The 26,866-nt window shown below is 65.2% G+C and carries 20 protein-coding genes and 1 pseudogene; 7 read left to right on the forward strand and 14 right to left on the reverse strand.

Features of this window, described 5'->3' with window-relative positions; genetic code table 11:
* Nucleotides 1-240 precede the first annotated feature (240 nt).
* Nucleotides 241-6,594, forward strand: coding sequence for an autotransporter-associated beta strand repeat-containing protein (locus GGR43_RS23790; RefSeq protein WP_188072378.1), 6,354 nt, complete (start codon nt 241-243; stop codon nt 6,592-6,594).
* Nucleotides 6,595-6,698: 104 nt separating this feature from the next.
* Here GGR43_RS23790 and GGR43_RS12920 read toward each other — a convergent pair whose 3' ends face one another.
* Complete coding sequence (locus GGR43_RS12920; protein WP_188072379.1) at nt 6,699-7,505, reverse strand: AraC family transcriptional regulator; 807 nt, start codon at nt 7,503-7,505, stop codon at nt 6,699-6,701.
* A gap of 105 nt (nt 7,506-7,610) precedes the next feature.
* Here GGR43_RS12920 and GGR43_RS12925 point away from each other — a divergent pair, with 105 nt between their 5' ends.
* From GGR43_RS12925 to GGR43_RS23555, 4 genes and pseudogenes are all read left to right on the forward strand, one after another.
* Nucleotides 7,611-8,930, forward strand: a complete 1,320-nt coding sequence (locus GGR43_RS12925; RefSeq protein ID WP_188072380.1) for a tetratricopeptide repeat protein — start codon at nt 7,611-7,613, stop codon at nt 8,928-8,930.
* A complete protein-coding gene (locus GGR43_RS12930; protein WP_188072381.1) occupies nt 8,927-10,147 on the forward strand; it encodes an MFS transporter in 1,221 nt (406 codons plus the stop codon). The genes GGR43_RS12925 and GGR43_RS12930 overlap by 4 nt, the downstream gene beginning before the upstream one ends.
* On the forward strand, nt 10,147-10,632 hold the full coding sequence (locus tag GGR43_RS12935) for a DUF2938 family protein (protein WP_223177438.1): 486 nt from the start codon (nt 10,147-10,149) through the stop codon (nt 10,630-10,632). Before GGR43_RS12930 ends, GGR43_RS12935 begins: the two co-directional genes overlap by 1 nt.
* A 133-nt stretch (nt 10,633-10,765) precedes the next feature.
* Nucleotides 10,766-10,870, forward strand: a pseudogene (locus GGR43_RS23555) (IS5/IS1182 family transposase); the annotation flags it as partial.
* Between the two features lie 114 nt (nt 10,871-10,984).
* Here GGR43_RS23555 and GGR43_RS12940 read toward each other — a convergent pair.
* From GGR43_RS12940 to GGR43_RS12960, 5 genes are all read right to left on the reverse strand, one after another.
* Nucleotides 10,985-11,371, reverse strand: a complete 387-nt coding sequence (locus tag GGR43_RS12940; RefSeq protein WP_188072383.1) for a type II toxin-antitoxin system VapC family toxin — start codon at nt 11,369-11,371, stop codon at nt 10,985-10,987.
* Nucleotides 11,368-11,601: a type II toxin-antitoxin system Phd/YefM family antitoxin gene (locus GGR43_RS12945; RefSeq protein WP_188072384.1), complete on the reverse strand. Its 234-nt coding sequence runs from the start codon at nt 11,599-11,601 to the stop codon at nt 11,368-11,370. Before GGR43_RS12945 ends, GGR43_RS12940 begins: the two co-directional genes overlap by 4 nt.
* Before the next feature lie 240 nt (nt 11,602-11,841).
* Nucleotides 11,842-12,285, reverse strand: a complete 444-nt coding sequence (locus tag GGR43_RS12950) for a MarR family winged helix-turn-helix transcriptional regulator (RefSeq protein WP_188072385.1) — start codon at nt 12,283-12,285, stop codon at nt 11,842-11,844.
* 194 nt (nt 12,286-12,479) lie between these two features.
* Nucleotides 12,480-13,280 carry an SDR family oxidoreductase gene (locus GGR43_RS12955; RefSeq protein ID WP_188072386.1) on the reverse strand — a complete coding sequence of 267 codons (801 nt, stop codon included), beginning with the start codon at nt 13,278-13,280 and terminating at the stop codon, nt 12,480-12,482.
* Between the two features lie 66 nt (nt 13,281-13,346).
* Nucleotides 13,347-14,018, reverse strand: coding sequence for a TetR/AcrR family transcriptional regulator (locus tag GGR43_RS12960; RefSeq protein WP_188072387.1), 672 nt, complete (start codon nt 14,016-14,018; stop codon nt 13,347-13,349).
* Between the two features lie 97 nt (nt 14,019-14,115).
* Between GGR43_RS12960 and GGR43_RS12965 the strand changes: the two genes are divergently transcribed.
* Nucleotides 14,116-15,576 (forward strand): 4-hydroxyphenylacetate 3-hydroxylase N-terminal domain-containing protein, encoded by a 1,461-nt coding sequence (locus tag GGR43_RS12965; RefSeq protein ID WP_188072388.1) that lies wholly within the window; start codon nt 14,116-14,118, stop codon nt 15,574-15,576.
* Between the two features lie 320 nt (nt 15,577-15,896).
* Here GGR43_RS12965 and GGR43_RS12970 read toward each other — a convergent pair whose 3' ends face one another.
* The 7 genes from GGR43_RS12970 to nov2 form a co-directional block, all read right to left on the reverse strand.
* Nucleotides 15,897-17,093 carry an MFS transporter gene (locus GGR43_RS12970; RefSeq protein WP_188072389.1) on the reverse strand — a complete coding sequence of 399 codons (1,197 nt, stop codon included), beginning with the start codon at nt 17,091-17,093 and terminating at the stop codon, nt 15,897-15,899.
* Nucleotides 17,094-17,197: 104 nt separating this feature from the next.
* Nucleotides 17,198-17,566, reverse strand: a complete 369-nt coding sequence (locus GGR43_RS12975) for a hypothetical protein (protein WP_188072390.1) — start codon at nt 17,564-17,566, stop codon at nt 17,198-17,200.
* Nucleotides 17,563-17,985, reverse strand: a complete 423-nt coding sequence (locus tag GGR43_RS12980; protein ID WP_188072391.1) for a c-type cytochrome — start codon at nt 17,983-17,985, stop codon at nt 17,563-17,565. Before GGR43_RS12980 ends, GGR43_RS12975 begins: the two co-directional genes overlap by 4 nt.
* A gap of 11 nt (nt 17,986-17,996) precedes the next feature.
* On the reverse strand, nt 17,997-19,544 hold the full coding sequence (locus GGR43_RS12985) for an FAD-binding oxidoreductase (RefSeq protein WP_188072392.1): 1,548 nt from the start codon (nt 19,542-19,544) through the stop codon (nt 17,997-17,999).
* 52 nt (nt 19,545-19,596) lie between these two features.
* Entirely contained in the window at nt 19,597-20,481 is an 885-nt protein-coding gene (locus GGR43_RS12990; RefSeq protein ID WP_188072393.1) for an SMP-30/gluconolactonase/LRE family protein, read from the reverse strand.
* A 137-nt stretch (nt 20,482-20,618) separates the two neighbouring features.
* A complete protein-coding gene (locus GGR43_RS12995) occupies nt 20,619-23,030 on the reverse strand; it encodes a TonB-dependent receptor (RefSeq protein WP_188072394.1) in 2,412 nt (803 codons plus the stop codon).
* A 189-nt stretch (nt 23,031-23,219) separates the two neighbouring features.
* A complete protein-coding gene (gene nov2 / locus GGR43_RS13000; RefSeq protein ID WP_188072395.1) occupies nt 23,220-24,698 on the reverse strand; it encodes a lignostilbene-alpha,beta-dioxygenase NOV2 in 1,479 nt (492 codons plus the stop codon).
* Nucleotides 24,699-24,895: 197 nt separating this feature from the next.
* Between nov2 and GGR43_RS13005 the strand changes: the two genes are divergently transcribed.
* Nucleotides 24,896-26,515, forward strand: a complete 1,620-nt coding sequence (locus GGR43_RS13005; protein WP_188072396.1) for a GMC family oxidoreductase — start codon at nt 24,896-24,898, stop codon at nt 26,513-26,515.
* Nucleotides 26,516-26,749: 234 nt separating this feature from the next.
* Here the strand turns inward: GGR43_RS13005 and GGR43_RS13010 are convergent.
* Nucleotides 26,750-26,866 (reverse strand): aldehyde dehydrogenase family protein (locus GGR43_RS13010; protein ID WP_188072397.1); only part of this gene is annotated, 117 nt, incomplete at its 5' end.

Here is a 26,866-nt window from a genome sequence, read left to right on the forward strand (position 1 = left end):
TGCCGAACGACATAGGTTTGGACTCGCAAACAACATCAAGAAATGGATTCGACTCATCCGGCCTTTCGTTCTCCCTTCCTGGCAGGAAACAGGGCGCAGCCCATCAAGAAACATCATTAACCTCAAATAAAGGATATTTTCCTAGCCCGTGAAGCACGACCATCCGGTCTGCGACACATGCCAAAAATTGGGGGGTAAGGAATGACGATATCCAATCGACTGCTTGTAACTACATCGACATTGGCAACCAGTCTCTTTCTAGCAGCCGGCATTGCTCATGCTTCTCCCTCCAACGACCCGGTCATCATCGATGGCGCCGAAGCGGCGGGTACGATCGTCGCTTCGGGTGAAACCCTCATCGTGGGCAATAGCGACGACACTACGATCTTCACCAACTTCTTCACCGAAGGCGGCGCGGGCAGCGGCGGGGGCGCCGGTCTGGGTGGCGTGTTCTTCGTGGACAACGGCGCGAACCTGACGCTGCGCAACGTGCAGTTCATCGGCAACACGGTCAAGGGCGGCGAAGGCGGCAGCGTGGGCACCGTCTCGCTCAGCGACCTCATCATCAACCTGCCGAGCCTCTCGGTGAACGCCGATCCCATCTCGGTGCTGGGCATTACGCCGGAGGTGACGACCGACGGTTCGGGCAATCTGTTCCTCACCGGCGCGAAGATGGCGGGCGCCAACAGCCTGATCGGCGCGGGCGCCGACATCAGTTTCGGCGATGCCGCCCCTTCCACCACCATCGCCAGCGTGAACGGAACGCAGGTCAGCTTCGCGGCCCCGATCCAGATTGCGTCCTCCGCCATCAGCACCGCCACGATCGACGTGACCCAGCATGGCGGCTCGATTGCGGCTCCCGGCCTCACCACCCTCGCGATCAACCCTTCCTTCGGCATGGGCGAAATCCAGCAGGGCATGATCGTCGTCGGTGACGGCATCCCCGCGGGCACCACGATCACATCCGTCGTCTACGATCAGGACAACAAGGCCAAGTCCGTTACGCTGAGCCATGCGACCACGGCCGCCGTCGGCGCTTTCAAGGTGGTGGCGGTGCGCTCGTTCGATGCAGCCCGTTTCGGTGTCACCGGCTCCAACACGATCAAGCCCATCGGTTCGCTTCCCGGCCTTCAGGTCGGCATGACGGTGAGCGGTGACGGCATTCCCTCCGGCACGACCATCACCGCCATTGCCAGCGACGGCACGATCACCTTCTCCAACCCGATCGGCGCCGTGACCGGCTTCACCGCGAGCACGCAGGGCGCTGCGGTCGGTTCGAACGTCATCAATCTGGGCGCGCCGCGCAGCGATCTCGCCGTGGGCATGACGGTGAGTGGCGATGGCATTCCTGACGGCACGATCATCACCGCCATCAGCGGCGGCAGGATCACGCTGAGCAACGCCGTTACGGCTGATGCGGCCGAGGCGATCGAAGGCAACAACTTCGTCGCCGCGTTCAACAAGGTGATCTCGACCAGCGGGTCCACCCTGACGCTCTCGTCGGTCGACGGCCTCAAGGTCGGCGCGCTGCTGAACGGCGGCAATGTGCCGGAAAATGCGGTGATCACGGGCATCGACCCGGTCACGAAGACAGTCACCTACACGATCGATCCCGATGCGGCCCAGCTTCTGATCGGCGGTTCGATGAATGGCCTCGTCGCCACCGGCACGCCGGGGTCCGACGGCGGCAACGGCCATAATGGCAGCATGTACAACGCCGTCCTGCATGACGGCGAAGGGTCGCCGGGCACCAACGGCTATGGCGGCGACGATGGCGAAGGCGCGGCAGGCGGCAATGGCGGCAATGGCGGTCACGGCTCGGCGGGCATGCCCTATAATGCCGACGCCATATTGGCGGTCACGTCCTCGACCATCGGCGCGATCGGCGATACGATGGAAACCGCCGCGGAATGGGCTGATTTCAATTTCGCCTCGGCGGTCGTCAAGACCGCGAATCTTGTGCACGCGTGGATCGATGTCGGCATCGCCACCGCTGATCTCATCAAGTGGAATATCGATCTGGCCAACGGCATCGTCGCGCTGGGCGGTGACGGTGGCGCGGGCGGCGATGGCGGCGGCGGCGACACCTTCTTCGGCGGCGGCGCGGGCGGCGCGGGCGGCAATGGCGGCGCGGGCGCGCTGTCGATCACCGATGGCGGCGCGGGCGGCGACGGCGGTCAGGGCGGCAGCGGCGGCTTCGGCGCGGGCGGCGGTCAGGGCGGCGCCGGCGGCGAGGGCGGTCCCAACGGCGCTTCGAGCGACGGCAACGCCGGCCTTGGCGGCGTGGCCGGTTTCGGCGGCGGCGTCGGCTCCAACGGCGATGGCCTCTATGGCGGCGGCGGCTCCGGCTTCGGCGGCGCGCTGTTCGTCCGCACCGGCGGCACGCTGACGATAGCGGGCAATGCGCTTTTTCAGAACAACACCACCCTTGCGGGTTCGTCGAACAACGGGGGCAGCGCGGGCAACGCGGCGGGCGCCGACCTGTTCATGATGCGCGGCAGCACCGTCACGCTGACGCCCGGCACCGGCAATGTGATCCGGTTCGAAGGCTCCATCGCCGATGACAGCGTTTCGAGCTATAACGGCGCCTCCTACGCATCCGGCGCGGGCGCCGCTCTCCAGATCACCGGCGGCGGTCTGGTCCAGCTGGCCGGCCAGAACAGCTATTCCGGCACCACCTATATCGGCGGCGCGACGCTGGAGGCGGATCAGGGCGTCGGCCTCAATGCGAACAGCCAGATCACCTTCAACGGCGCGGGCACGATCGGCAGCGGCCTTTCCACCGTCAATGCGGGCGTATGGCTGACCAATGGCGTCATCACCCGGCGCGTGGGCAGCCTGCCCCACCAGATCAACTGGAGCGGCAGCGGCGGCTTTGCGGCGGGAGACGCCGGCCTCACCCTCAACTTCGGCGCGATCAACGGCAATAACGGCCAGACGCTGAACTGGAACGGGGGCGGCTTCGTGCCCACCGGCTCGACGCTGATCTTCGGTTCCGATCATGGCACCGGCGCCGTCAAGCTGGTCAATGCCGTCAATCTCGGCGGGCTGACCGGCCGGATCGCCGTCTACGACAATCTGGCGAGCGAGGGCGACCATGCCCATCTCGCCGGGCGCTTCAGCAATGGCGGCCTGATCCTCAACGATGCCGGTTATTCCGGCGCGGCCTATTTCACCGCACAGAACGACCTGACCGCGCTGACCGTGAACAACGGCCTCGTCAGCACCAGGCTGGGGTCCTTGACCGGGCGCCTGATGGACGCCGCGACCGGCGGCGCGCTGACCATCAACGGTGGCCGCGTGGAGCTTCACGGCGCGGAAAAGCTGACCTCGGTGGGTATCGGCGGCAACGGCATATTGGTCGCGTTCAACGGCATCGAGTCCGGCGCTGTCTCGAACGCGGGCACGGCGGTCTATTACGGGCCGGTCACGCAGGGCGCGCTGACCAATCAGGCGGGCGGCCAGATCGCCTATTACGGCGCGCTGACCGGCGGCGCTGTCAGCAATGCGGGAACGCTGCTGGTCGGCGCAGGCGCCGGCACCGGCGCGATCGCCAACCTGTCCACCGGCCAGATCATGATGCTGGGCGAAGTGACGGCCTCCGGCGCGGTGGCGAACCAGGGCCTCTGGTATCTGGGCAATGACCTCACCGCCCCGGCCGTCGTCCATGACGGCTATCTGAGCGTGCTGGGCAATGCGGTCGACGATGTGGAGCAGGCCGCGACGCGCACCATCCGCACCGGCGGCTTCAGCGGCGGCGCGGCGGGCATCGTCAACCTTGGCGGCGTCGGCGGCGATGTGCCCAACATCCTCGTCATCGACCAGTCGGGCAATAGCAGCTACGCGGGCAAGATCAACGGCGCGGGCGCCCTGACCAAGGCGGGCGCGGGCACGCTGACCCTGACCGGGGAGAACGGCTTTGCCGGTCCGCTTTCCATTCTGGCGGGCGGCCTCGACACGACCGGCGGCGGCACGTTCGACGACGCCGTGTCCGTGTCCGTCGCCAGCGGCGCGACCTTCACGCTGGGCACCGACGACAGGATTGCCTCGCTCACCAATAACGGCACCACGATCGTCAATGCGGCGGCGGCCATGAACAGCCTCGAAAATGACGGCGTGCTCGGCCTCTTCTCGACGCTGGACGCCTCCGGCACGGCGACGAACGGCGCGGGCGGGATCTTCGCCATCGAGGCTTCCGGCGCGGCGACGCTGGGCCATCTGGTCAATGCGGGCACGCTGGGCAATGCGGGGACGCTGGCCGTCTCGGGCGGCGTGGCCAATCAGGCAAGCGGCGTCATCACGCTGGCCGCCGGAGCGGACACCGGCTTCGGCTCGCTGACCAACGCCGGTTCCATCGTGGCCGACGGACCGCTCTCCATCGCGGGCGCCTATGTCCAGAACGGCGGATCGCTGAGCGCGGCGGCGGACCTGACGACCGGCAGCCTGTCCGGCACGGGCGGCGCCATCGTGCTGGGCGCGGACTCGGTCTTCACCATCAACCAGACGACCGACGGCAGCTATGCGGGCAGCATCACCGGATCGGCGGCATCGGTCGTGAAGAGCGGCCTCGGCACGCTGACCCTGAACGGCGGCGTGGGCAGTTTCGCCCCGGCGACACTGGATATCGTGACCGGCATCGTGGCCGTGGACGGCGCGGGCATCCTGGATCAGGCGCTGCGCGTCGATGTCGCGACGGGGGCCGGGCTGACGCTGGTGACGGGCGATCAGACGATCAACAACCTGACCGGCACGGGCACCCTCTCGCTCAACGGCAACAACCTCTATCTCGCCAATGGCGGGAATTTCAACGGCACGGTGACGGGTAACGGCAATGTCCAGCTCACTACCGGCTCTTTCAACCTGGCGAACACCATCAACTCGAACAACGGCAATTTCCAGGTTCAGGCCAACAGCCTCATGAACGTGGCCAGCGGCGGGCAGCTCAACGCTCCGGTCGTCAATGTCGCGGGCGGGCTGAACGTGGCCGGATCGGTCACGGCCACGACCACCACCGTCAATGGCGGCGGGCTGCATCTGGGCGGCGGCGCGGGTACGCCGGGCGGCGTCCTCAACACCCTGAACCTGTTCGTCACCAATGGCGGTCAGCTGACCGGCAACGGAACGGTGGCGGGCGGGACCGTCATCGGCGGTTCGGGCAGCGGCAGGCTGGCGCCGGGCAACTCGCCCGGTGTCGTGACCTTCACCGACCTCACGCTCGACACTCTCTCGGTTACGCAGATGGAGATCGAGGGCGCGGCGGGCGCCGGCCTGTCGGCGGCTCAGGGCGGATATGATCAAATCCGCGTGTCGGGCAGCCTGACGATCCGTCCCGGCTCGACGCTGGAGATCGCCAATTCGAACGATTTCGAACCGGCTCTCGGACAGGCGATCAGGATCTTCGACTTCGCGCCGGGCGCGGTGTCGGGTCATTTCGGCACCGTCACCAGCGCGTTCGACACCGCCGTCGCCTTCAACGTGTCGACCGGCTCCGTGGTCGGGCTTGGCACTTACAGCGCGGACGGCTTCGCCTCGGCCATCGCCAGGACCGCGAACGAAACGGCGATGCTCGACCAGTTGCGGGTGAACAGCGCGGGTGGTGTCGACCAATATCGGGGCGGCCGCCTCGTCGAAGCCGCTGCCGCCGCGCTGGCGACGGGGGATGCGAACGCGGTTTCCACGGTGTTCGCCAAGGCGTCGCCCGAAGCCTATGCAGGCCTTGTCGAGCACCAGAAGCTCTCCATGCTGGACAATCTGACCGAGCTTGGCGGTTATGCGCGGCTGGAAAATCGCGCCATCTATGTGACGGGTTCGATCGACTTCGATCAGGGCCGCAGCCAGAAGGAAGCGGGCTATGTCCGTTTCAAGAGCACGGACCGCCGCTTCAACCTGGGTCTGGCCGCCGAACTGCCGGTCGCCAAGGTCCAGATCTCCTACGGACGGGCTGACGGCACGGTGCGCAGCGATTATCTGCGCGGCGAGGCCGATGGCGATCAGGTTTCCGCCGGTGCATCGGTGCCGGTTGCCCTCGACGGCGCGGTGCGCCTGATGGCGCGGGCCGCCCATGGCAGCTACCGCTTCAAGGGCAGCCGCGTCACCAATGCCGGTGCGGCCTCGTTCAAGAGCGTGAAGGGCAGCTCGACCGTCCTGGGCGGCGGCCTCGAATATGCCACGGTGTCGGACAAGCTGACGCTCAATGCCTCGGCCGAAATGCTGCACGTCCGCAGCAAGGTGCACGGTTTCGCCGAAACCGGCGTCGGTCTGCTGGATGCTCTGGCCGTCTCGGCCCAGCGCGACACTTCCACGGTGCTGCGGGCGCGCCTGAAAACCGCCTATATGCTGCAACCGGGCTGGCAGGGCTTCGCGAAACTCTCCGTCGATCATGAGTTCAACGACGAGAAGCGCGACGTGACGGCCACCGTGCTTGCCGAAGACAGCGCCTTCACCGTGCGCAACCCCGGCCTCGTCAACACGCGGGCAAGGATCGGTCTGGGCAGCCGGGTCGACCTGAACAGGAACATCGCCTGGACCGTGGAAGGCGATGTCGGCAACGCCTCTTCCTACGGCGCAAGAACGAGCGTGACCGTGCGCTTCTAATCAAGACGGCATCGTCGCTTCGGACAGGTCCGCTCCATCGGGGCGGGCCTGTTCCCGTTTGACGGCATCCGAAGAGCAAGCCCGCAGTCGGCAGCCCATCGTCATCAGGATCTGCCGACCTTCCCACCCGCAAAGGCTTGCGGTGTAACATCCATCGCGGTCCGGAAAGCATAGATGAACGCGGAGGGCGAGCTATAGCCCAGTTCCAGCGCCACGCCGGTCACGTCCGTCCCGCCGCCGAGCAATTCGATCGCCTTGGACAGGCGCATGCGGCGCCGCCAGGATCGCAGGCTCATGCCAACCTCGGTTTCGAACCGGCGGGTCAATGTCCGGGACGACATGCCAAGCTCCCGCGCCCATTCCGTGGCCGGGCGAGAGTCGGCCGGGTCGGCGTAGAGAGCCGCACAGAGCCGGACCAGCGCTCCATCGCGCGGCCATGGCAAGGCGGCGGGAATACGCGTGGCGCGGTGCAACTGGTCGAGGATCAGGTGCGTGATGCGGCCGACATAGCTGTCGTCCTCTCCATCGGGCAGGGCGGCGAGTTCTGCGATCAGGGCCTTGAGGAGCGGGCCGACCGCATGGACGACAGGTTCGCCGGGAAGTTCGGCTCTCGCATCCGCCGCAATCCACAGGCTGCGGAACTCGGCGCCAAGCAACGATCCGACGCGATGGAGCACCCCTGTAGGAAGCCACACCGCCTGTTCGGGCGAAATGACGAACGAACGACCCATGATGGCCACGGTGAGCACGCCCGAAATCGCATAGACCAGTTGCCCCCACTCATGCGCATGCTCCGGGAAATAGCTGCGTGGCGGCAGTGACTGCGCGCGCATGGTCATCGGCGCGGGCGGTTTCGCGTCCGGTGGCGGCGCAACGGTCTGCCAGTCCGATATATGGCCGATATTGTACATTGATTGTCCTATAGTCGAAAGACGGACAAAGACGAAGCGCTTATGATCGGCAAAGGCACCGGCGGCGTATCGTTCGCAATATGGGAATTTGGGAAAAGAGCCGCCATGGCGCATTTGGACAGTCACGACCTTCCGCTTTCGACGGTATCGGCGAAGGCCGCGGCGCTGTATCGTGACGGCGTGGACATGATGCTGTCCGCCTGGCCGGGCGCGGCAGAGGCATTGGATGCGGCGATTGCCGCCGACCCCGATTTCGCACTGGCCCATGCGGCGCGGGCGCGGCTGCATGCACTGCGGGCCGAACCGCGCGAAGCGGAAGCGCGGATCGCCGTTGCGGCCGCAAAAGCCGCCGCGAATGGCAGCACGCGCGAGAATAACCATATCGCCGTGCTGCGGCTCGCGATCGCCGGGCAATCACGCGAAGCCCTCACCGAAGCACTGGCCCATGCCGACCGGTGGCCGCGCGACCGGATCATCCTCGGCCTGCCTCTCGGCGCCTTCGGGCTGTTCGCCTTTTCGGGCATGATCGATCATAATCAGGCGAAGGCCGCTCTGTGCGCGCGGCATCAAGCGGCGTTCCCCGAAGACGACTGGTGGTTCCTTACCTACCATGGCTGGTCGCTTGCGGAAAATGGCGAGGTCTCACGTGGTCGCGCCATGCTGGAGCACGCCATCGAGTTGCGCCGCGAAAATGCCAATGGCGTTCACGGATTGGCGCATGCGCTGTTCGAGGGCGGCGCGGGGGAGAGCGCCGGGGCGCTGATCGCGGACTGGCTGCCGGACTATGACCGGAGCGGCGTGCTCCATGGCCATCTTGCCTGGCACGCCGCGCTTGCGGCGCTGGAGCGTGGCGACGCCGCCAGCGCGCTCGTCCTCTATACGGATCGGGTGCAGCCGTCGGTTTCGCTGGGGATGCCGATCAACATCGTCAGCGATGCAGCGTCGCTGCTGTGGCGCATACAGGCCTATGGCCATGGTGTTCCCGATTGTCTCTGGCAGGACGCCGCAAGCTATGCGCGACGGGCGTTCCCAAAAGCCGGTCACGCCTTCGTCGATCCGCATATGGCGATGCTCGAAGCCGCGACAGGCGACAGCGCGGCGCTTGGCCAACGCATCGCCACGCTGGACGAGATGTGTGCCAGCGGAACGCTCAGCGCGGGAGCAGTGGTGCCCGCGATCTGTCGGGCGGCAATGGCCTTTGCCAATGAGAACTATTCCGCCTGCGCGCGAATCCTTGAACCGCTGGCGGCGGAGGCTGCGCGGATCGGCGGCAGCAATGCGCAGCGCGAGATTGTCGAGGATATGCTGCTCATTGCCCTTATGCGCGCCGATGAAACGAAGAAAGCGCGGGTCTTGCTCGATCGCCGTCTTCACCGGCGACCGTCGCCGCGCGATACGCGCTGGCGTGCGGAGCTGGCGTCATGACCGCGGCATCGGTCAAGGCCGACCTGAAGCGGGATCAGCGCGGCGCTATCATCCGCCTCGCCATCGCACGGGCGCTGGCGGGGGCCAATGCGGTGGTGATCTACGCAACCGGCGCGATTATCGGCAACAGCCTCGCACCCGACAAGGCGCTTGCAACGCTGCCGATCTCCATCTTCGTCGTCGGCATGGCGGGTTGCATCCTGCCCGCCGGCGTTATTGCCCGACATTATGGGCGCAGGGCGGCCTTCCTCGCCGGAACGGCGGGCGGCGCTCTCGCCGGGCTGATCGCCGCGCTCGCCATCGTGCTGGGATCGTTCTGGCTTTTCTGCCTCGCGACCTTCTTCGGTGGCGCCTATGCCGCCGTCGTCCTGTCCTTCCGTTTCGCCGCCGCCGATTGCGTCGAGCCGGAATGGCGGTCCCGCGCGCTCTCCATCGTCATGGCCGGCGGCGTCGCGGCGGGCGTGGTCGGACCTCAGCTTGTCACCTACACCATGCATTTATGGCCGCCGCATATGTTCGCCGCCACTTTTCTGGTGCAAGCGCTGGTGGCGACCCTGTCGGCGGCGGTGCTTGCCGGTATCAGACTGCCGATGCCGACCACCGCCGAGATCGCGGGCGGGCGCCCGCTCGGCCGGATCGTCCGGCAACCGCTGTTCGCAGTTGCCGTCCTGTGCGGCGCGGTATCCTATATGCTGATGAATTTCCTGATGACCGCCGCGCCGCTCGCGATGCGGATGTGCGGGCATAGCCAGGAGACGTCCAATCTAGGGCTGCAATGGCATGTCATCGCCATGTATGCGCCCAGCTTTTTTACCGGACGCCTGATCGCGCGTTCCGGCGCCGGACGGGTGGTGGCTGTGGGACTGGTTCTGACCGGCCTGTCGGCGGCCGTGGGGCTGGCGGGCATCGATGTCGTGCATTTCTGGCTGACGCTGATCCTGCTGGGCGTGGGCTGGAATTTCGGCTTCATAGGCGCGTCCGCGCTGGTGCTCGAATGCCACCGCCCGGAAGAAAGGACACGGGTGCAGGCGCTCAACGACTTCATCGTCTTCGGGACGATGGCTATCGGCTCCTTCTCCTCCGGCGGCCTGTTGACCGCCTATGGCTGGGACATGGTGCTTTTGGTCTCGTTCGCGCCGCTTGCCCTTGCCGTAGTCGGGTTGATGCTCGCCACGCGGATGGGGAACTCTCTCTCGCTTGGGCAGAAAGGCCTGTGATGGACATGGTGGACAGTCTTGTGCACGCCGCGTTGGTCGGCATTGGCGGTACGATCATTCTCGATCTATACGCCTTCCTCCTTCAGCGCGTCCTTGATGTGTCTGGGACGAACTGGAAGATGGTCGGTCGCTGGATCGGCCATATGCCGAAAGGCGAATTCATCCAGCCCGCCATCGGTCAGGCGAAGCCCGTGTCCGGCGAACACGCATTGGGCTGGGCTTTTCACTATGGCATCGGCATCGCTTATGGCCTTTTGCTCGTTGCCCTATGGGGTACAGGCTGGCTTCAGAAACCCGGCATCACCGAGCCATTGATCCTCGCGCTCGCGCTGCTGATGCTGCCCTATTGCGTGATGATGCCCGGCATGGGCATGGGAATGGCAGGATCGCGAACGCCCAATCCCAATATGACCCGGCTGAAGAGCGTCGTCGGCCATTGCGTGTTCGCGGCCGGCATGTACCTCACCGCACGGCTTCTGACCTAAGCCAGCAGGTCAGTGCAAGCGCCTTCAATGCGCCCATGTTCTCCTTCTTCCTGCAACCAAGCCCGGCTCTGCAGTTGCGGTGCTATACGCTCGTTGTCGGCGATTGGACTATGCCGATGCGCAAGAACCCACACGCCTCAAGGACTTTCGACGCATCCATACCCGCTACGACAAGCGCGCAGATATCTTCCTGTCCGCACTCTTCATCGTTGCCGCCGTCATCTGGTGGGCAAATTGAGTCCCAGCCCCAGTACGCCTGCCCGCGCCCGAAACGCTTCGACATTGCTGACCTTCCTGGCTCCAGATCGGCTGGATGTGACCAGCTTTTCGTTCATACGCCTGATTTCAGGAATTACCAAAGGCGCTGAACGGCGAAGCCGTCAAACAAGACCTCGTTGGAAACCAGCACCATAGCCTCGACCTGTGCCTGCGCAATCAGGAAGCGGTCGAACGGGTCTTTATGGGCAATGTTCATCTCGCCCGCGAGGCGGGCATGGGTCACGCTGATTGGTAGTTCACTGAACCCCTGCGCGGCAACGATGGTCTCAAAGTCCCGCGCCAGCAGTGCTGCCCTCGGCAACTTGCCAATACGGAACTTCGTGGCGACCTCCATGGCCGAGGCCGCGCTCACGGCAATGCTGTTGGCTTCATCGGCCATAGCCTCGCGGGCCCGAAGGCTCAGCGCCTCGTCGCCGGCAAGCCACCAGATCAGCGCATGTGTATCCAGCAGCAACTTCAAGCGAGATTCCATCCACCCACTTCATCCTCCGGCAGCGGCTCGTTGAAGGTCTCATCCAGAGCAATCTTGCCTTTCAGCGCCCCAAATACACGGCGGCCCTGCGGCTTCACCGGTACAAGCCGCACCACCGGCACAGAACCGCGCGCGATCACTACGTCGGCGCCTGCAAGCGCATCCGCTATCAGACGGGACAGGTTGGTTTTGGCATCGTGAACCGAAAACTGGGCCATAGAGCATCTCCTTAGCCAACTATATAGCTAAGTGCACCACCGTCGACAAGTGCCGCCCGCAACCTACCAGGCACTTCACCAAGATCACCCGGCGTCCGCCGATCGGTGAAGCAATGTCGCCGGACAAAGGAGATGGAGGAGGGGGCGGCGACCGCCTCGTCCGGCCGATACGCGCAATAACCCGATAACAAAGATTATGTTAAATTATTTGCGGGAGCATGCAGGCGCGGCGGCGGCCCATCAGCTATCGTGAATGATGCCGCTATCGAGGATCACCTTGATGGCGGCATGCAGGAAATCCTTCTCGCGATCCGAAAACGGGGCGTAGAGCTGGTCGGCGACGCCCGCCATGGACGGGATCAGCGACCGGTAGACGGAAAGGCCCTTGGGCGTCAGCACGACCGGCCTGCGGCGGCGGTCGTTCGGATCGAACCTCAGCTTCACCCATCCTTTTTCGATCATCGAGGCGATGGACCGGCTGGCCGATATCGGGCTGATCGCGACAAGCTCGCTGATTTCCGCGCCCGTCAGCGTCTCATGATCGATAAGGCAGATCAGGATCTTGATGTCCTCGATGGTCAGGTCATGCGGCTTGGCCACACAATCCCGCATCGGTTGGGTAATCAGCGTGGTCAGCTTCAGCAACTGGATATGAAGCTTCAGGTTCAGGGAAATTTCGGGCATGCCTTCCCTTGCAGCTTCGGCCGACGGTTTATCTCTGGTACCCAATGACACCTCACCCTTGATTATCGCCATGGTCTATAACGGCTATGAGCCTGCTCGAAAACCGCTTGTTGCCAGGATGGCGGCTTCCCCGAAACGGAAGCGGGAAGAGCCGCCCTTCCCCGCGCGGCACGGGAAAGGGCGGCCGCCGAAAATCAGACCGGCACGGCCGCCAGATCGTCGAAACGGGTGCCGATGCCGCCCAGCACCGTCCCGCCGTCCACCGCCAGCGCATGGCCGGTGACATAGGAGGCGGCATCGGAGCAGAGCCACAGCACCGCGCTGGCCATCTCCTCCGCCGCCCCGAGGCGATCCATCGGCGTGCCGAAGATCAGGCGATCGCGAAACGGCTTGGGCAGCTGGCCGATGAAAGGCGTGTCGATCGGGCCGGGGCACAGCGCGTTGATGCGGATCCCCTTGTTGGCATAATCCATCGCGGCGCCCTTGGTCAGCCCGACCACGCCATGCTTGGCCGCCAGATAGACCGAAAGATTGAACCCGCCGATCAGGCCCGCCGCCGAGGCGGTGTTGACGATCGCGCCCCCGCCCCGCGCCAGCATGACGGGTATCTCCGCCTTCAGGCAGTAGAAGACCGAGGAAAGATCGACGTCGATGATCCTGCGCCAGTTGGCGGACGACCACTCCGCCGCGGGCACATTGTCGCCTTCTATGCCCGCATTGTTGTGGGCGAAATCCAGCCCGCCGAACCGCGCGACGACATCCGCGACCATCGTGCCGACGCTGGCCTCGTCGGCGACGTCGACCGGGAAGAAATCCGCGATGCCGCCGGCGGCGCGAATATCCGCCACGGTGCGTCGGCCACCGGCCTCGTCGATATCCGCCACCGCCACCTGCGCGCCCGCCCGCGCGAACGCCAGCGCCGTGGCATGGCCGATGCCCGACGCGCCGCCGGTCACCAGCGCGGTCTTTCCTCCGAAATCAAAGGATATGTTCATCCCCTCTCCTCTCCCCTGTCATAAGCCGGAAATTTAATACCAGATGACATTATTTTTAAGGCGAGGTCAACAGCCAAGCGCGCCGCCCCTGCGCCGCAGCCCCTCCGACAGCAGTGCGGAAAGGGCGCCCCCGGCGCGGGTCCAGTCGATCCCGCCGTAATTCAGACCCATGACGGTCGCGAGGCGCTCGCCATAGACCTGCGAATAGAGATAGGTTCCCAGCACCGCCGTAAGCGCCAGGAAGAAATCCTCCTCGTCCAGTTCGGGCAGCGCGTCGCGCAACAGCCGGACCAACCGCGCGCGGGTATCCGCGACCAACGGCCCCACCAGTTCGATCGCCTCGGCGGAAGGATCGATCAGCGCGCGGCAATAGACCCTGTGGCTCAAATGCTGGCCGTTTCGTCCTTCGGGCGCCAGCAGTGCGGGAATGAAAAATGCGTCCAGAATCGCACGCGGGTCTAGGCGGCCGTCCGCGCCGGACGCTTCGATGACATCGAAGCGGGCATTTTGCGCGGCATGGATCGGCCCGAAATGGCGGGCGAAAACCTCGGAGAAAAGATGCTTCTTGCCCGTCCAGTGGCGATTGAGCCGCGCCAGGCTGGTCTTCGCCTCGGCGGTGATTTCGCGGATCGTGCTGCGGTCATAGCCGTTCTGGACGAAGACCCGGTCGGCCGCGTCGAGAAACCGGTTCCGGCTTGCCTCCAGATCGGCGCGGACCGCCCTTCCTTCCTTCACCATGCATCGCTCTCCATCGTCCAAAAAACTGTCTTGTGTTATCAATTTTAAATGGATACATGAGTATCCAGATCAACACAAGAAAGAGGAGAGGCTATTCATGGCGGCACGCACAGGAAAGGATTATCTATCGGGCCTGCGGGACGACCGGCAGGTCTGGCTCGGCGACCGCACCGTTTCGGTGCTGGACGAACCGGCCTTTCAGGGTTCGCTTCGGGGGATGGCGGGCTATTTCGACTGGCAGCATCAATTTGCCGACGAATGCCTTGTCGACGACCCGGAAAAGCCCGGCGAGAAGATGAGCGCGAGCCTCATCGTCCCCCGCAGCAAGGAGGATCTGACGCGGCGCCATGTCGGGCTGGAACGCCTCGCCCGCTATTCCAACGGCCTGCTGGGGCGCACGCCGGATTATGTGAACGTCGTGCTGTCGGGCCATGTCGCGCGCAAGGACATCTGGGACCGGGGCACCGACCCCGTCTATCATGAACGCCTCACCCGCTTCCATCGCGAGGTGGTGGAGGGCGACCTGTCGATGACCCATACGATCATCCACGCCAATATCGACAAGGGGTCCGGCGACCTTGCGGGCATGAACGCCGACCTTACCTTGCGCGTCGTCAAGCGGACCGAGAACGGCGTCATCGTTCGCGGCGGCAAGGTTCTGGGCACGCTGGCGCCCTTCGCCGACGAGCTTTATGTCTACCCTTCCGCCCCGGTGCCGTCGGGCGCCGAGCAATATGCGCTCTGCTTTTCCGTGCCGATGAACACCAAGGGCGTCATCACCCTTTGCCGCGATCATTTCGGCACCCCCGCCGACGTCGCGGACGCGCCCTTCTCCTCCCGGTTCGACGAGCAGGACGCGTTCATCATCTTCGACGATGTGGAAGTCCCCTATGAACGCCTGTTCGTGGACGGCGACCTCAACGTCTACAACAATATCTCGCAGGGCGTGTCACCGGGCAACACCATCCAGCAGACGGCGATCCGCGCGATGGTGAAGCTGGAATTCGCCTATGACCTGTGCACCCAGATCGCCAGGGTCACCAACAGCGACAACCGGCCCGACGTCGCCGCCATGCTGGGCGAGATCCACACCTATATGTCGCTCACCCGCTCCGCCATCGTCGCGGCGGAGGCGGAGGCCCATCATTGGGGCACGTCCGGCGCCTTCTTCTGCAACGGCAGCATCGCCTCGCTGCGCTGCGTGATGCCGGGCTGGATGACGCGGGTGAACCAGATCATCAAGGCGCTGGGATCGCACAACCTGCTGGCGACCCCTTCCCTCGCCGCCTTCGACAATCCCACGATCGGCCCGATGCTGGAAAAATACCTCCCCGGCGCGAACGGCATGGAGGCCCGCGACAGGGCGCGGCTGATGCGCATGGCGTGGGACTTCGCCGGGTCGGCGCTGGGCAGCAGGCTGGAACTCTACGAGATGTTCTATCTGGGCAGCGCCGCGCGCGGCCTCCAGACCGACCATATGGTGGCCCAGCGCAACGGCTTCGGCGGTCAGGTCAAGGCTTTCATGCAGGAGGCGGGAATCATCGGGCGCGACGCCTGATCCTCGCTCCGCCCGATCGGAAAAGGGGAGCGCGGCCGGTGGCTGCGCTCTTTTTTTGCGCCTGCTTTTGGCGGTCAGGCCCAGCGGCTCAGCAGATAATCGGGCGCGCGGAGGCGCGAAGGCACGGATAGCAGCGCGAAGCATTTTCCGGCGGCCGAGGCGAGGCGGCCCGGCTTCAGGGAACCTGCGGCTTTCCCTCCGCGTCTCCGCGTCTCCGCGTGCTCCCCTTTGTTCAACGATCTTCACCGCCGATAGGGATCGGACGCAAAAAAGGGCCGGCTCCCATAGCGGGAACCGGCCCCCCGGCGTCCTGCCCCCTTTCAGGCGGCCGGAGCGGTTTCCCGGCCGCGGGCGATGGTGATGAGCAGCCAGATCGACAGCGTCGCGATGCTCCATCCGAAAGCCAGCAGCAGCGCGAACGGCGTCCAGTCGCTTCCTTCCGCGAAGGTAAGCCAGATCGGCGGGTTGACGAAGGTGGCGAGCGCGCCCGCCTGATTGATCAGCGCGGTCGCCGCGCCCCGGCGCTGCGGTTCCGCCACCACCGGCAAGGTCGCGAGCAGCGCGGCGATCGCGGCTCCGGACGCGAAGAACCAGCCGCCCAGCACGACATAGCGGACCGGGATATCGAGATGCGGGAAGAAGGACAGCATGCCCACCACGAAGCCCAGCGCCGCCAGCCCGGTGAACAGCAGATGCCGCCCGATCCCCTGCGCGAGGACGATGCCGACGAACAGGGCGCCGGGCACCATCACCAGCGTCATCGCCGCCACCATCTGCGACGCGGCGGCGATGCTGATGTCATGCGCGCGGGCAAGATAGCGCGGGAAGGTGACGTTGGCGCCCAGCCCCATGCTGATCATCAGGAAGAAGGCGAGGCCGAGCAGCAGCAGCCCCGGCTTCGCATAGGCACCGCGCAGGTCGAGCAGCTGCGCGCCCAGGCCGGGGCGCTTTTCTCCCGGCGCGCCGATGCGCGGCTGAAGCAGCCCCAGCAGGCCCGCCCCCAGATAGAGCGCGCCGTGGCAGGCGAAGGTCAGGCGCCAGTCGGCGCTTTCCGCGAACCATCCGCCGATCGTCAGACCGACGGCGGTGCCGACCGGCATATAGGTCGCCCAGAGGGTCATCGCCGTGGTGCGCTTCTTGCCGTCCGTCGTCGCCATCAGCAGCGCGGGGCCAGCGGTGTAGATATGGACGATCGCCGTCCCCTCGATCAGCCGGGCCAGTTGCAGCAGCAACGTGTCGGGCGCGAGGCTGTAGACGATATTGGCCAGCACCCCCAGCAACGCGCACCACAGCAGGACGATGCGCGGGCCGAAGCGGTCGACCACCAGACCGCTGGGGATGGCGAGCAGCGCCGCCGGCACCGCGATCAGCGACACCAGCCAGCCGAAGGACGCCGGGCCGAGGCCGAACCAATGGGCCAGATCGCCGCCCAGGGGAATGATCTTGCTGACGGTGGACGCTCCGCACACGCCGAACAGATAGATTCCCAATATCGAAGCCCAGCTTCCCGCTTTCATATCATGACCTCTTCTTCTGGCCGTCCGGTCCCGCGCCCGTCCGGCATCGGGGATCCGGAAAACCGGCCCGTCCTTCGTGCGCCGAGGCGGCGGCGATGCGGCGGTCAGGCTTTCATGCCGACCCGGAAAATCACCCCGTCCATCCTCGTCATTTCCGCGCGCATCCCGGATTCCCGTGCCAGCCCGCAGAGCATGTGCGCCTTGTTCCACCGCGCGAGCATGATCGCCCCGCCCGCCCGTTCGACCTCGGCGCGCAGGCCGTCGCGCCATTGGCGGACGGGATCGGCGAGCAGCGGCAGGCTGTCTTCCTGCCCCGTCAGCGCCGCGATGCGCCGGTCATGGGCCGCACCCAGATTGATGTCGCGCATCACCAGCGGGCGGCGCGCGCCTTCGAGGATCGATGCGGTTCCGGCCAGCCCGGCGGTCAGCCCCAGCGCGGTGACGGCCTGCCTGCGTGAAAGAAGGATCCTCATTTCCGGCCCGCCTTTTCCAGATAGGCGGCGATGGCGTCCAGCTGCGCGTCGCTCACATCGCTGCGGGTGATACGCGGCATGTTGCCGATGCCGGCGCGGGCGGCGGTCTTGACGAAATCGGCCTGAAGGTCGGTCCGTTTCTCAAGCCATTCCTGCCCCTTCTCGACGCGGCGGGCCAGCACCACCGTGCCCATGCCGAAATCGCGATGGCACATCGCGCATTTCTCCACGAACAGCTTTTCCGCATCCGATTTATAGCTGCGGTCCTGCATCGCATTGGCGCCCGCATTGGCCTGTTGCTTGCCCCCGGCGGGCGACGGGGCATTGCCCGTGCCCGCGCCGCCACAGGCGGAAAGCCCCAGCATCGCGGCAGCGGCGAACAGGGCAAGGCGCGCATTCCGCGCCTGAAACAGCGTCATCCCGTTCCTCCTCACGACCGCTTCTCCCTGCGATTGGCGGGCCAGATGCCGCTCTTGCCCGGCGACAATATGCCATTGGGGTCCAGCGCGTCCTTCACCCGCTCGTTAAGGCGGCGCAGCGCGTGATTGTTGAAATCGAACGTGTCGGCGATCAGGTCCATATAGTCGATATGCGTGCGATATTCGGCATAGCGCTTGGCGGTGGCGTCCTTGACCAGCGCGCGCATGAAGCTGTCCACCCGCTTCATCATGTCCGGGTCGTCGCGGTTGAACAGCAGCTGGTTCACATTGGTCATGTGGCGCTCGCCGATCGCGAAGCTGGGGTGATAATCCATCCCATATTCCGCATAGAGCGCCGAGGTCCGCCGATATTGGTCGAGCGCGAGCGCGCCGTTGACCGGCAGCACCGGCGAATAGCTGACATGGCCGCCCCGCCCGCCGAACCAGTTGGCGTTGGCCAGCGGATAGGTGACGGGAACGCCGGTCGCGGGCGATCCTTCGGGCGCATCCCCCTTCACCCAGCGGGTGGGCCGCATCGCCATGACGGGCTTGCCGGCGAACGCCTTTTCCACCACGCGAGAGGTCGCCTCGTTGATTTCCAGCGGCCCGTACCAGCGGACGGCGACGCCCCACCAGCCGATGTTGAACTTCTTCCTGATGGCGGTGATCACGCTTTCGGTCAGCGGCTTGCCCGGCTCCACCCATTCGTCGCGCAGCGTCAGCGTCGCCGCCGCGCGCAGCCAGTTGCCGATCGACGGCGACTGCTGGATGATGCCCTGCCGCCGCAACGGCGCGAGCGTGTCGATCAGCCAGCCCAGATCCTCCGGCTTGTCGACGTCGATATCGAACCCCAGCACGGATTCCGGTTCCGGCATCAGCCACAGGCCCAGCTTCGTCACCACCCCGAAATTGGACTGGCAGAACATGGTGTCCCATGAAGGGCCATAGCCGGGCTTGTACAATTGCCAGTTGGGCGACCCGGACATCGCGCCCATGCCGGTGCGGACGAGATCGCCGTCGGGCAGCACGACCTCCAGCCCGCAGATCCGCGCGGCATGATCGCCATAGGTCGTATAGCCCACGCCCCGGTCGAGCGCGTTCCCGGCGACCGACCCCCAGCTGTTGCCGGGAACGGACAGCCACAGGGGCAATTTATGTTCCTGTATGAAGTCGAACAGGTCGAAGAAGCTGACGCCCGGCTCCACCAATACCGTTCCGTTTTCCGCGTCGACCTCGATCTTCTTCATGCGCGACAGGTCGAGGACGATCGATCCCTTCACCACCGGCGCGCTGCCGCCATAGCCGAAATTCTTGCCCCGGCTGATCGTCCAGAGCGGCACCTTGTGCTCATTGGCGATCCTGATGATCGCCTGCACTTCCTCCACCGTCGCCGGGGCGACCGCGCCCAGCGGCTGGTGGCTCGTCTCGTCAGCGGAATAATGGTCGGAATAGGCGATCCGGTCCTCTTCCGTGGTGAAGACATATTGGGCGCCGATCGCGCTTCCCATCGCGCGGAGCGCCCTTGCGATGCCTGCCGTATCAATGGCCGTTGAATTCATGGGCTTTCCCCGATCCTTCCCTTGGTGCTTCCTCTTGCCGCAGGCGGCGGCGTCATCCCGCGTAGCGCGGTTCGGGCAGGCCCCGCGCGCCCAGCCCCTCGATGACGAAGGTGCGCCCGCCCAGTTCTTCGGCCGGCTTGTCCATCCCCAACGCCTTCAGCGCCAGCGGATCGATGCTGGTCACGTAGAGAAGGTCGAGGTCCGGCCCGCCGAACATCACGCTGGCCGTCAGCGTGATGCCGGGAACCTCGACGATCCGCTCGATCCGGCCGTCGGGGCGATAGGCGACGACCTTGCCCCCTTCGCAGATCGCCATCCACATCAGGCCGTCGGCATCGACCGTCGCCCCGTCGGGAATGCCGCCCAGTTCCTGCGTGGTGGCGAACAGCCTGCGGTTGGCCGTGCGCCCCGTTTCGATATCATAATCGAACGCATAGATGCTGTGCCGCCCGCTGTCGGAGAAATAGAAGGTGCGGTCGTCCGGCGACCAGCACGGGCCGTTGCTGATGATGATGTCGCTGTCGATCGGGGTGAGGCGGTGATCGACGTCGAAGCTGTAGATCGTCCCCAGCGGCTCCTTCGCCATGCTGTCGGTGGTGCCGACGATGAAGCGGCCGCGCCGGTCGACCTTGCCGTCGTTGAACTGCACCCGCCGGTCCAGCCCTTCCGGGCGGTGGAGCGGCGTCACCGCGCCGGTTTCGAAATCCAGCCCGTAAAGGCCGTCCGCCAGCGCGACCAGCGCGCCGCCGTCGCGGCGCAGCGCCATCGAGCCGATTACCCCCGGCACGTCCCAGCTGCGCACGGCGCCGGACGCATGATCGAGGCGATGAACCTTCCGGCCCACGATATCGACATAATAGAGCGCCTGGTCCTGCACATCCCAGACCGGCCCTTCGCCGACCAGGCAGCGCGGCGCATCCAACGCATGAATCTTCATCCATCCCCTCCCAATCCGTCCCGCCGCGGACCGGCGGCGCGCGCCTGTCCTTCCCGCCGGTCTTTCGGAACGCTATTCCATTCCACTACAATAGCAATGCCGTCCGGCGCGGACCGCGATCCGCGCCGGACGGGCCTTCAGTTCTTCACCGTAAGCTGGACGCCGACCGACCGGCCCCGCTCCACCAGGCTGAGGACGCTGCCGTCCGCGCCCGGCACGCCCAGCCGGTAGCTGCTCGTCGCGACATTGGTGAGGTTGCGGCCGATGACCGCCAGTTCCCACCGGCGATCGGCCGGGCCATAGCCCAGGCGCAGATCATATTTGCGGAACGCCTTCTGCCGGAACAGGTCGTCGGCCGTCGCCGTCATGAAATAGGCGGAGCTGAAATTCACGACCGGGCTGGCGCGGAATTCATTGCCCCCCGCTGCGGCAACGGTGAAATCCATGCCGACGCTGCCGCTCCACTTCGCCGCATAGGCGCGGCGCTTGCCGGACAGGTCCTGTATCCCGCCATTGGCTTCGCAGACGGTCAGCGACGGATCGGCGGCGCTCGGCTGATATTGCGACAGCTTGGTGCATTCGCCGTTCTTGTAGTCGGTATAGGTCGCATCCAGATAAGCGAGGTCGGCGCTCAGCCGGACGCCCTGCGCGATCTTCCAGCCCACGCCCACTTCCACGCCCTGCGAGCGCGCGCCCGCGGCATTGGTGATGCTCGACGCAAGGTTGGAATCGAAGGTGGTTTCCTGCAATCCCTTGTAATCCATGCGGAACGCCGCAAGGTTCAGCGTCAGCGCGCGGTCGAGGAACGATCCCTTCAGGCCGATTTCATAGGCGTTGACGGTTTCCGGGCCGAACACGCTGGGCGAGGAGCTGGTGGAATAGCCGCCCGCCTTGAACCCCTTGCTGTAGGTGGCGTAGAGCATCACGTCGTCGGTCGCGTCCAGCTGCACGCCCACCGAGGGCATGAACTTGTTGTCATGCACCTTGTTGGTCGCGAAATCGCCGGTGGTGCAGCCCATGATGAGGCAGGCGGCGATCGGCAGCGGCAGCTGGCCCACCGGCGTCGCCAGATCATAGGGCACGAGGCTCTCCGCCACGCCGTTCTCGCTCGACCCGATCACCAGATAGCGATGCGCCTTCTTGGTCACGTCCGTATAGCGGCCGCCCAGATTGATGCGGACGCGCTCGACCGGCCGGATCGTCAGCGAGGCGAAGGCCGAGAAGCTGTTTTCCCGCTGCGTCGAATAGGGCGCGCCGGTCAGCGCATAGCTGGCGTCGAAACCGGGATAGTCGCCGAACACCGTCTCGACCAGCGCCGGGAAGGACGGGAAGAGGCCGGGATTGAAGAAGAAGCCCGCCTGCGTCTCGTAATAGAGCTTCCCATGCTGGTAATAGCCGCCGAAGGCATATTCCAGCGTGCCGCCGGTTTCCGATTCGAAGCGGATTTCCTGGCTGAAGAACTTGTATGTCTCCTTCGCCTCGATCGGGAACGGATCATGGCCGCTGGCGGTCGGATAGGCGACCGGGATCAGCGGCTGGCGCTGCTTCACCTTCATGTCGCTATAGGCGGTGATGGTGCGGATCGTGCCCGGCCCGACGTCGAAATTGTTGGTCAACGCGGTTTCGAAGAAATCGAAGCGGGAATAACTGGGCAACGACTGGCTGTTAAAGTCGAGCTTCGTGTCCAGATCGGGATTGGCCGCCAGCATCGCCGCGCAGACGCTGGACGACGGGAACGGCGCGGCCGCCGGGCAATGGGTCAACTGGAACGGCGCATAATCCTCGATGCGCGAGCGCGCCCGGTCGACGCGCAGGTCGGTCGTCCAGTTGTCGGAAGGCTTCCAGCGCAGCGAAACCCGCCCCTGGACGCTGTTGTCGTGCGGGCCGTGGCTGCCGTCGGGCAGGTCCACAAAGCCCTCCATCCCCGAAACGCGGATCGCCGCGCGGCCGCTCAGCGTCGCGGTCAGCGGCACGGTGGCGCCGCCTTCGAAATTATATTCGCCGTCCGACAGGCCGTAGAGGCCGCTCGCATTATAGTCGAAGCTGTCTCCCGGCTTGCGCGTGGTGATGCTGAGCGCGCCGGCGCTGGCGTTCGCCCCGAAGAAGGTGGTCTGCGGCCCCTTCAATATCTCGACGCGGTCGACATCGAACAGCGCCGTCATCGTCGTGCGCGACCGGCTGCGGTAGACGCCGTCGGCGAAGGTCGCGACCGCCTGCTCGAAACCGGGATTCTCGCCGGACCCCACGCCCCGGACGTTGATGGAATTGACCAGCGACCCGGTGGTGATGCGCACATTGGCGACGCGGCTCGACACGTCCTGCAAGGTACGGATGCCCTGCTGTTCCAGTTGCGCGCCCGAAACGACCGAAACGGAAACCGGCACGTCCTGCAATCTCTGCTCGCGCCCCTGCGCGGTGACGATGATGTCCGGGATGGCCTGCGCGTCATTGGCCCGGTCGTCTTCGGCGGCGGCGACGGCCGGCCCCGCGACCATGGCGAGCGCGAGCGCGGACACTGATATGCATTGGTGGACGAAATATACCCGCATTAATCCTCTCCCTATTGTCGGGTAAAGGAGAATGCCTCTCCTTTCCCTTTTTATGGTCGTCTCCTTCAGGGGTATCCCTTCCAGATGGTAAGAAAAATATGTGTCAATTGGTAGTATGTTCGTTACTGCCTTGGCGGGATGACCGGAAATCCGGCCTTTGCGCCATCGGCACGTCGGCCGCGAAGGGGATCACCCCGCCTTCACCGCCGCCCGGTCCAGCTCTTCCTGCGGCACCCACCAGCCATGGATCTGCGGACGCAGCCGGAACGGCAGCTTCACCCTGGCGATCGCTCCGCCCTTTATGTTGCCCGCCTCCACGAACCACAGTTCGGAAGACATGGTGGAATGGGTATCCACCACCGCCGCCAGCCAGCCTTCATGCGCCGGATCGCGCGCCGGGATATGGATCGGTTCGTTGATGGACCGGTCGGGGCCGAGAGCCAGCGCCTCGCTTTCCCCGCTGCCGACATGGACGCGGATCAGCGTGTTGAACCCGGCCCCGACCACGCTGTGCGTGACCGGTGGGCCAACCGCCGGATCATAGCAGGCATAATAGCCTATCTCATAGGGGCGGCACTGGTCCTTCGCGGCCGTGCGCGACATGTCGCCGGGCGGGCCGATGACGCGCTCCGTCCAGCCCTTGTCGAGATCGTTCATGTCCAGCGTCCAGCGGCACAGGGACGCGCGCATCTCCGCCGGGCTGGCGTCTACGCCGGATGCCTCGCGGATGAACGGAAAGATGTTGGATTCCATCACGTTGAGGTCCAGATGCACAAGGCTGGACCCGGACGCCCGCTCATCGAAGCCGTTCATCATATGATAGGCGGACAGGCCGTTGGGGCCTTTCACCCACCGCATTTCCTCCACCTTGCCGTAACGCGGCATGATGCCGATCCAGGTCGGCTGGTCGTTATGATGCACCCAGTGCGGCCCGCCCGCCTTGATCCGGTCGAGATCGGCGATGGTCGGGAAGACGGGGAACAGCGCATAATTCTCCGTCACCACGAAATCGTGCAGCATCGCGCAATAGGGCGCCTCGAACCATTGCTCGGAAACCAGATTGCCGTCCCGGTCCGCGATGCAATAGGCGACGTCGCGCGTCGCCAGCCCGCCCGCCTCATAGCCGAAGAAGAACATTTCCCCGCTGCCCGGATCGATCCGCACATGGGCGGTCATCGTCCGCGACCTGAGTTGGCCGTGATAATCCCACTTGCCGATGGTCTCCAGCGTCAGCGGGTCCACCTCATAGGCCGGGCCGTCCTCCTTCGTCAGGAACAGGCGCCCGCCATGCCAGATCGGCGTGGTATTGGCGACGGTACGCTCCACCCCCAATACTTCGGGATCGTCCGTATAGGGGTTGCGATAGGCGCCGAACAACGCCCTGTTCGCCTGTTTTTCGGCAAGATACCGATCCGTTTCGATATAGCGGATGGCGAAATCGACCCGGTTGCCGCGAATCAGGAAGCGGCCGATCATCCCGTCGCCGGAAATATAGGTGTCCTTTTCTATGAAGGGCGGGAAACCGGGGTCGGGCACCGCGCGGAAGAAGGCTCCATTGATCTCATCTGGTATGGTTCCTTCGACCTCCAGATTATAATCGCACCATTCCACCCCTATCGGTTCATTAAACCCTTTAAAATCAAACGAATCAGGCCAATTTTTTGCCATATCCCCATCCTGTTCCTGTGATTTTCCCGCCTGTAGTCCTCGGAAAATCTATCATCCCGATGCGATTTTCCACGGGTTGATGTTGTCATTTGTTAGCATTATATCTCGCAACAGCAAGGCAATGGTCAAGAGCAAAAACCGCCTTCACCCAGAAAACAAAATCCGCGATCGTGGCGGCATGGAGGGAGAGAAGCAGCATGGAAGACAGAAACGCGCCGGATATCATCGTCATAGGCGGCGGGTCGGCGGGCTGCGCCGTCGCGGGGCGGCTGGCGGAAAAAGGCGATGTTTCCGTGCTGCTGGTCGAGGCAGGCGGCGAGAAGCCGACAGTGCACACCCGCATTCCGGCGATGGTTTCCCAACTGGTGATGAACCCCGCCTATGACTGGATCCTGCCGGTCGAGCCCGACGCCTCGATCAACGGCCGCGCGGACCCGTGGCCGGCGGGCAAATGGCTGGGCGGCGGCAGCGCGATCAACGGCATGATGTATATTCGCGGCCACGCGCACGACTATGACCGATGGGCCGAGCTGGGGGCGAAAGGCTGGGGCTATGAGGATGTCCTCCCCTATTTCCGCCGCATGGAAAGCAACCCGCGCGGCGGCGGCTTTCACGGGCAGGCGGGGCCGATGCGCATATCGGAAAGCCGGTTGCGCTACCCCGTCACCGACGCCTGGATCGAAAGCGCGGTGCGCGCGGGCATAGCCCGCTGCCCCGACCTCAACGGCGACGGACGCGCCGCCGAGGGCGTGGATCACGTCCAGATGTCGCAATATGAAGGCCGCCGGTGGAGCGCCGCCGACGGCTATATCCGCAATCGCGATTTCGGCGGCCGCCTGCGCATCCTGTCCCGCCGCCGCGTGTGCCGCATCCTCATCGAGAACGGCAGGGCCTGCGGCGTCGAAATGGCGGAGCCGGACGGCCGCCGCACGACCATCCGCTCGCGCCACGGCGTCGTCCTCTCCGCCGGGACCATGGGCTCGCCCAAATTGCTGCTGCTGTCCGGCATAGGGCCGGAACGCCATCTTCGCGAAATCGGCGTGCCGGTGATCAGAGACCTGCCGGGCGTCGGGGAAAATCTTCAGGATCATGTGGGCGTCACGGTGGCCTGGGCGGTCCGGTCCCGCACGCTCAATTCGGAGATTCGCGGCCTCGGCATGCCCAAAGCGGCGGCGCAATATCTGCTGGCGAAAACCGGCCTGCTGACCACCGCCATCGCCCACGCCCAGGCAATGATCCGCACCCGCCCGGAAGAGCCCGCCCCCAATATCCAGCTGGCCTTCAGCCCCTTTTCCTTCGACATCGCCGAAGATGGCCGGCGCAGCCTGCCCAGGCAGTCCTCCGTCAGCATGCTGGTCTGCGCGCTGCACCCCAGGTCGCGCGGCAGGCTGTCGCTGCGCTCGGCCGATCCGAACGACCCGCCGCGTATCGAGCATCAGCTACTGGGGCATGACGATGATCTCCAACAGATTATCGAGGGGATCGAGGCGGCGCGCGCAATCATGGCCCAGCCGCCGCTCGCGCAGGATGTGCTGGAGGAGATGAAGCCCGGCGCGGCAACCGGCGACACGGCGCTGCGGGATTTCATCCGCGCGAACGCCATTTCCTGCTTCCACCAGATCGGAACCTGCCGGATGGGCGAGGACGATGGGGCGGTCACCGGCCCCGACCTCCGGCTTCACGGGGTGGACGGGCTGTGGGTCGCGGATTGCTCGGTCGCGCCTTCGCTGGTGGGCGCCAACACCAATGCGACGGCGATCATGATCGGCGAAAAGGGCGCGGACCATATCCATGCCGCGATCGCCGCGCGGGGGTAGCGCCTTGAGCTAGGCCATCACCGTGCTCTCAGCCATTTGCGGGCATAGAAACCTGTTTCGGCAAAAAACAATCCGTTCGGGCTGAGCTTGTCGAAGCCCTGTCCTCTCTTCCTTGCCCCAAAGAGAAAAGCAGCCGTTGGGCTTCGCCCGCCCTTCGGGTCGACAGGCTCAGCCCGAACGGGGATGGGGACGAGGTGGGAAGAATGTTCGCTCCCCACCCCGTCCATCCCGCCCTCAGATTTGGGAAGGCATGCCGTCGAGGAGGATGGTTTTGGTTTCGAGGAAGGGGGCCAGGCCCTCGACCCCGCCCTCGCGGCCGATGCCCGATTGCTTGAAGCCGCCGAAGGGCAG

The organism is Sphingobium jiangsuense (assembly GCF_014196495.1).
GTDB lineage: Bacteria > Pseudomonadota > Alphaproteobacteria > Sphingomonadales > Sphingomonadaceae > Sphingobium > Sphingobium jiangsuense.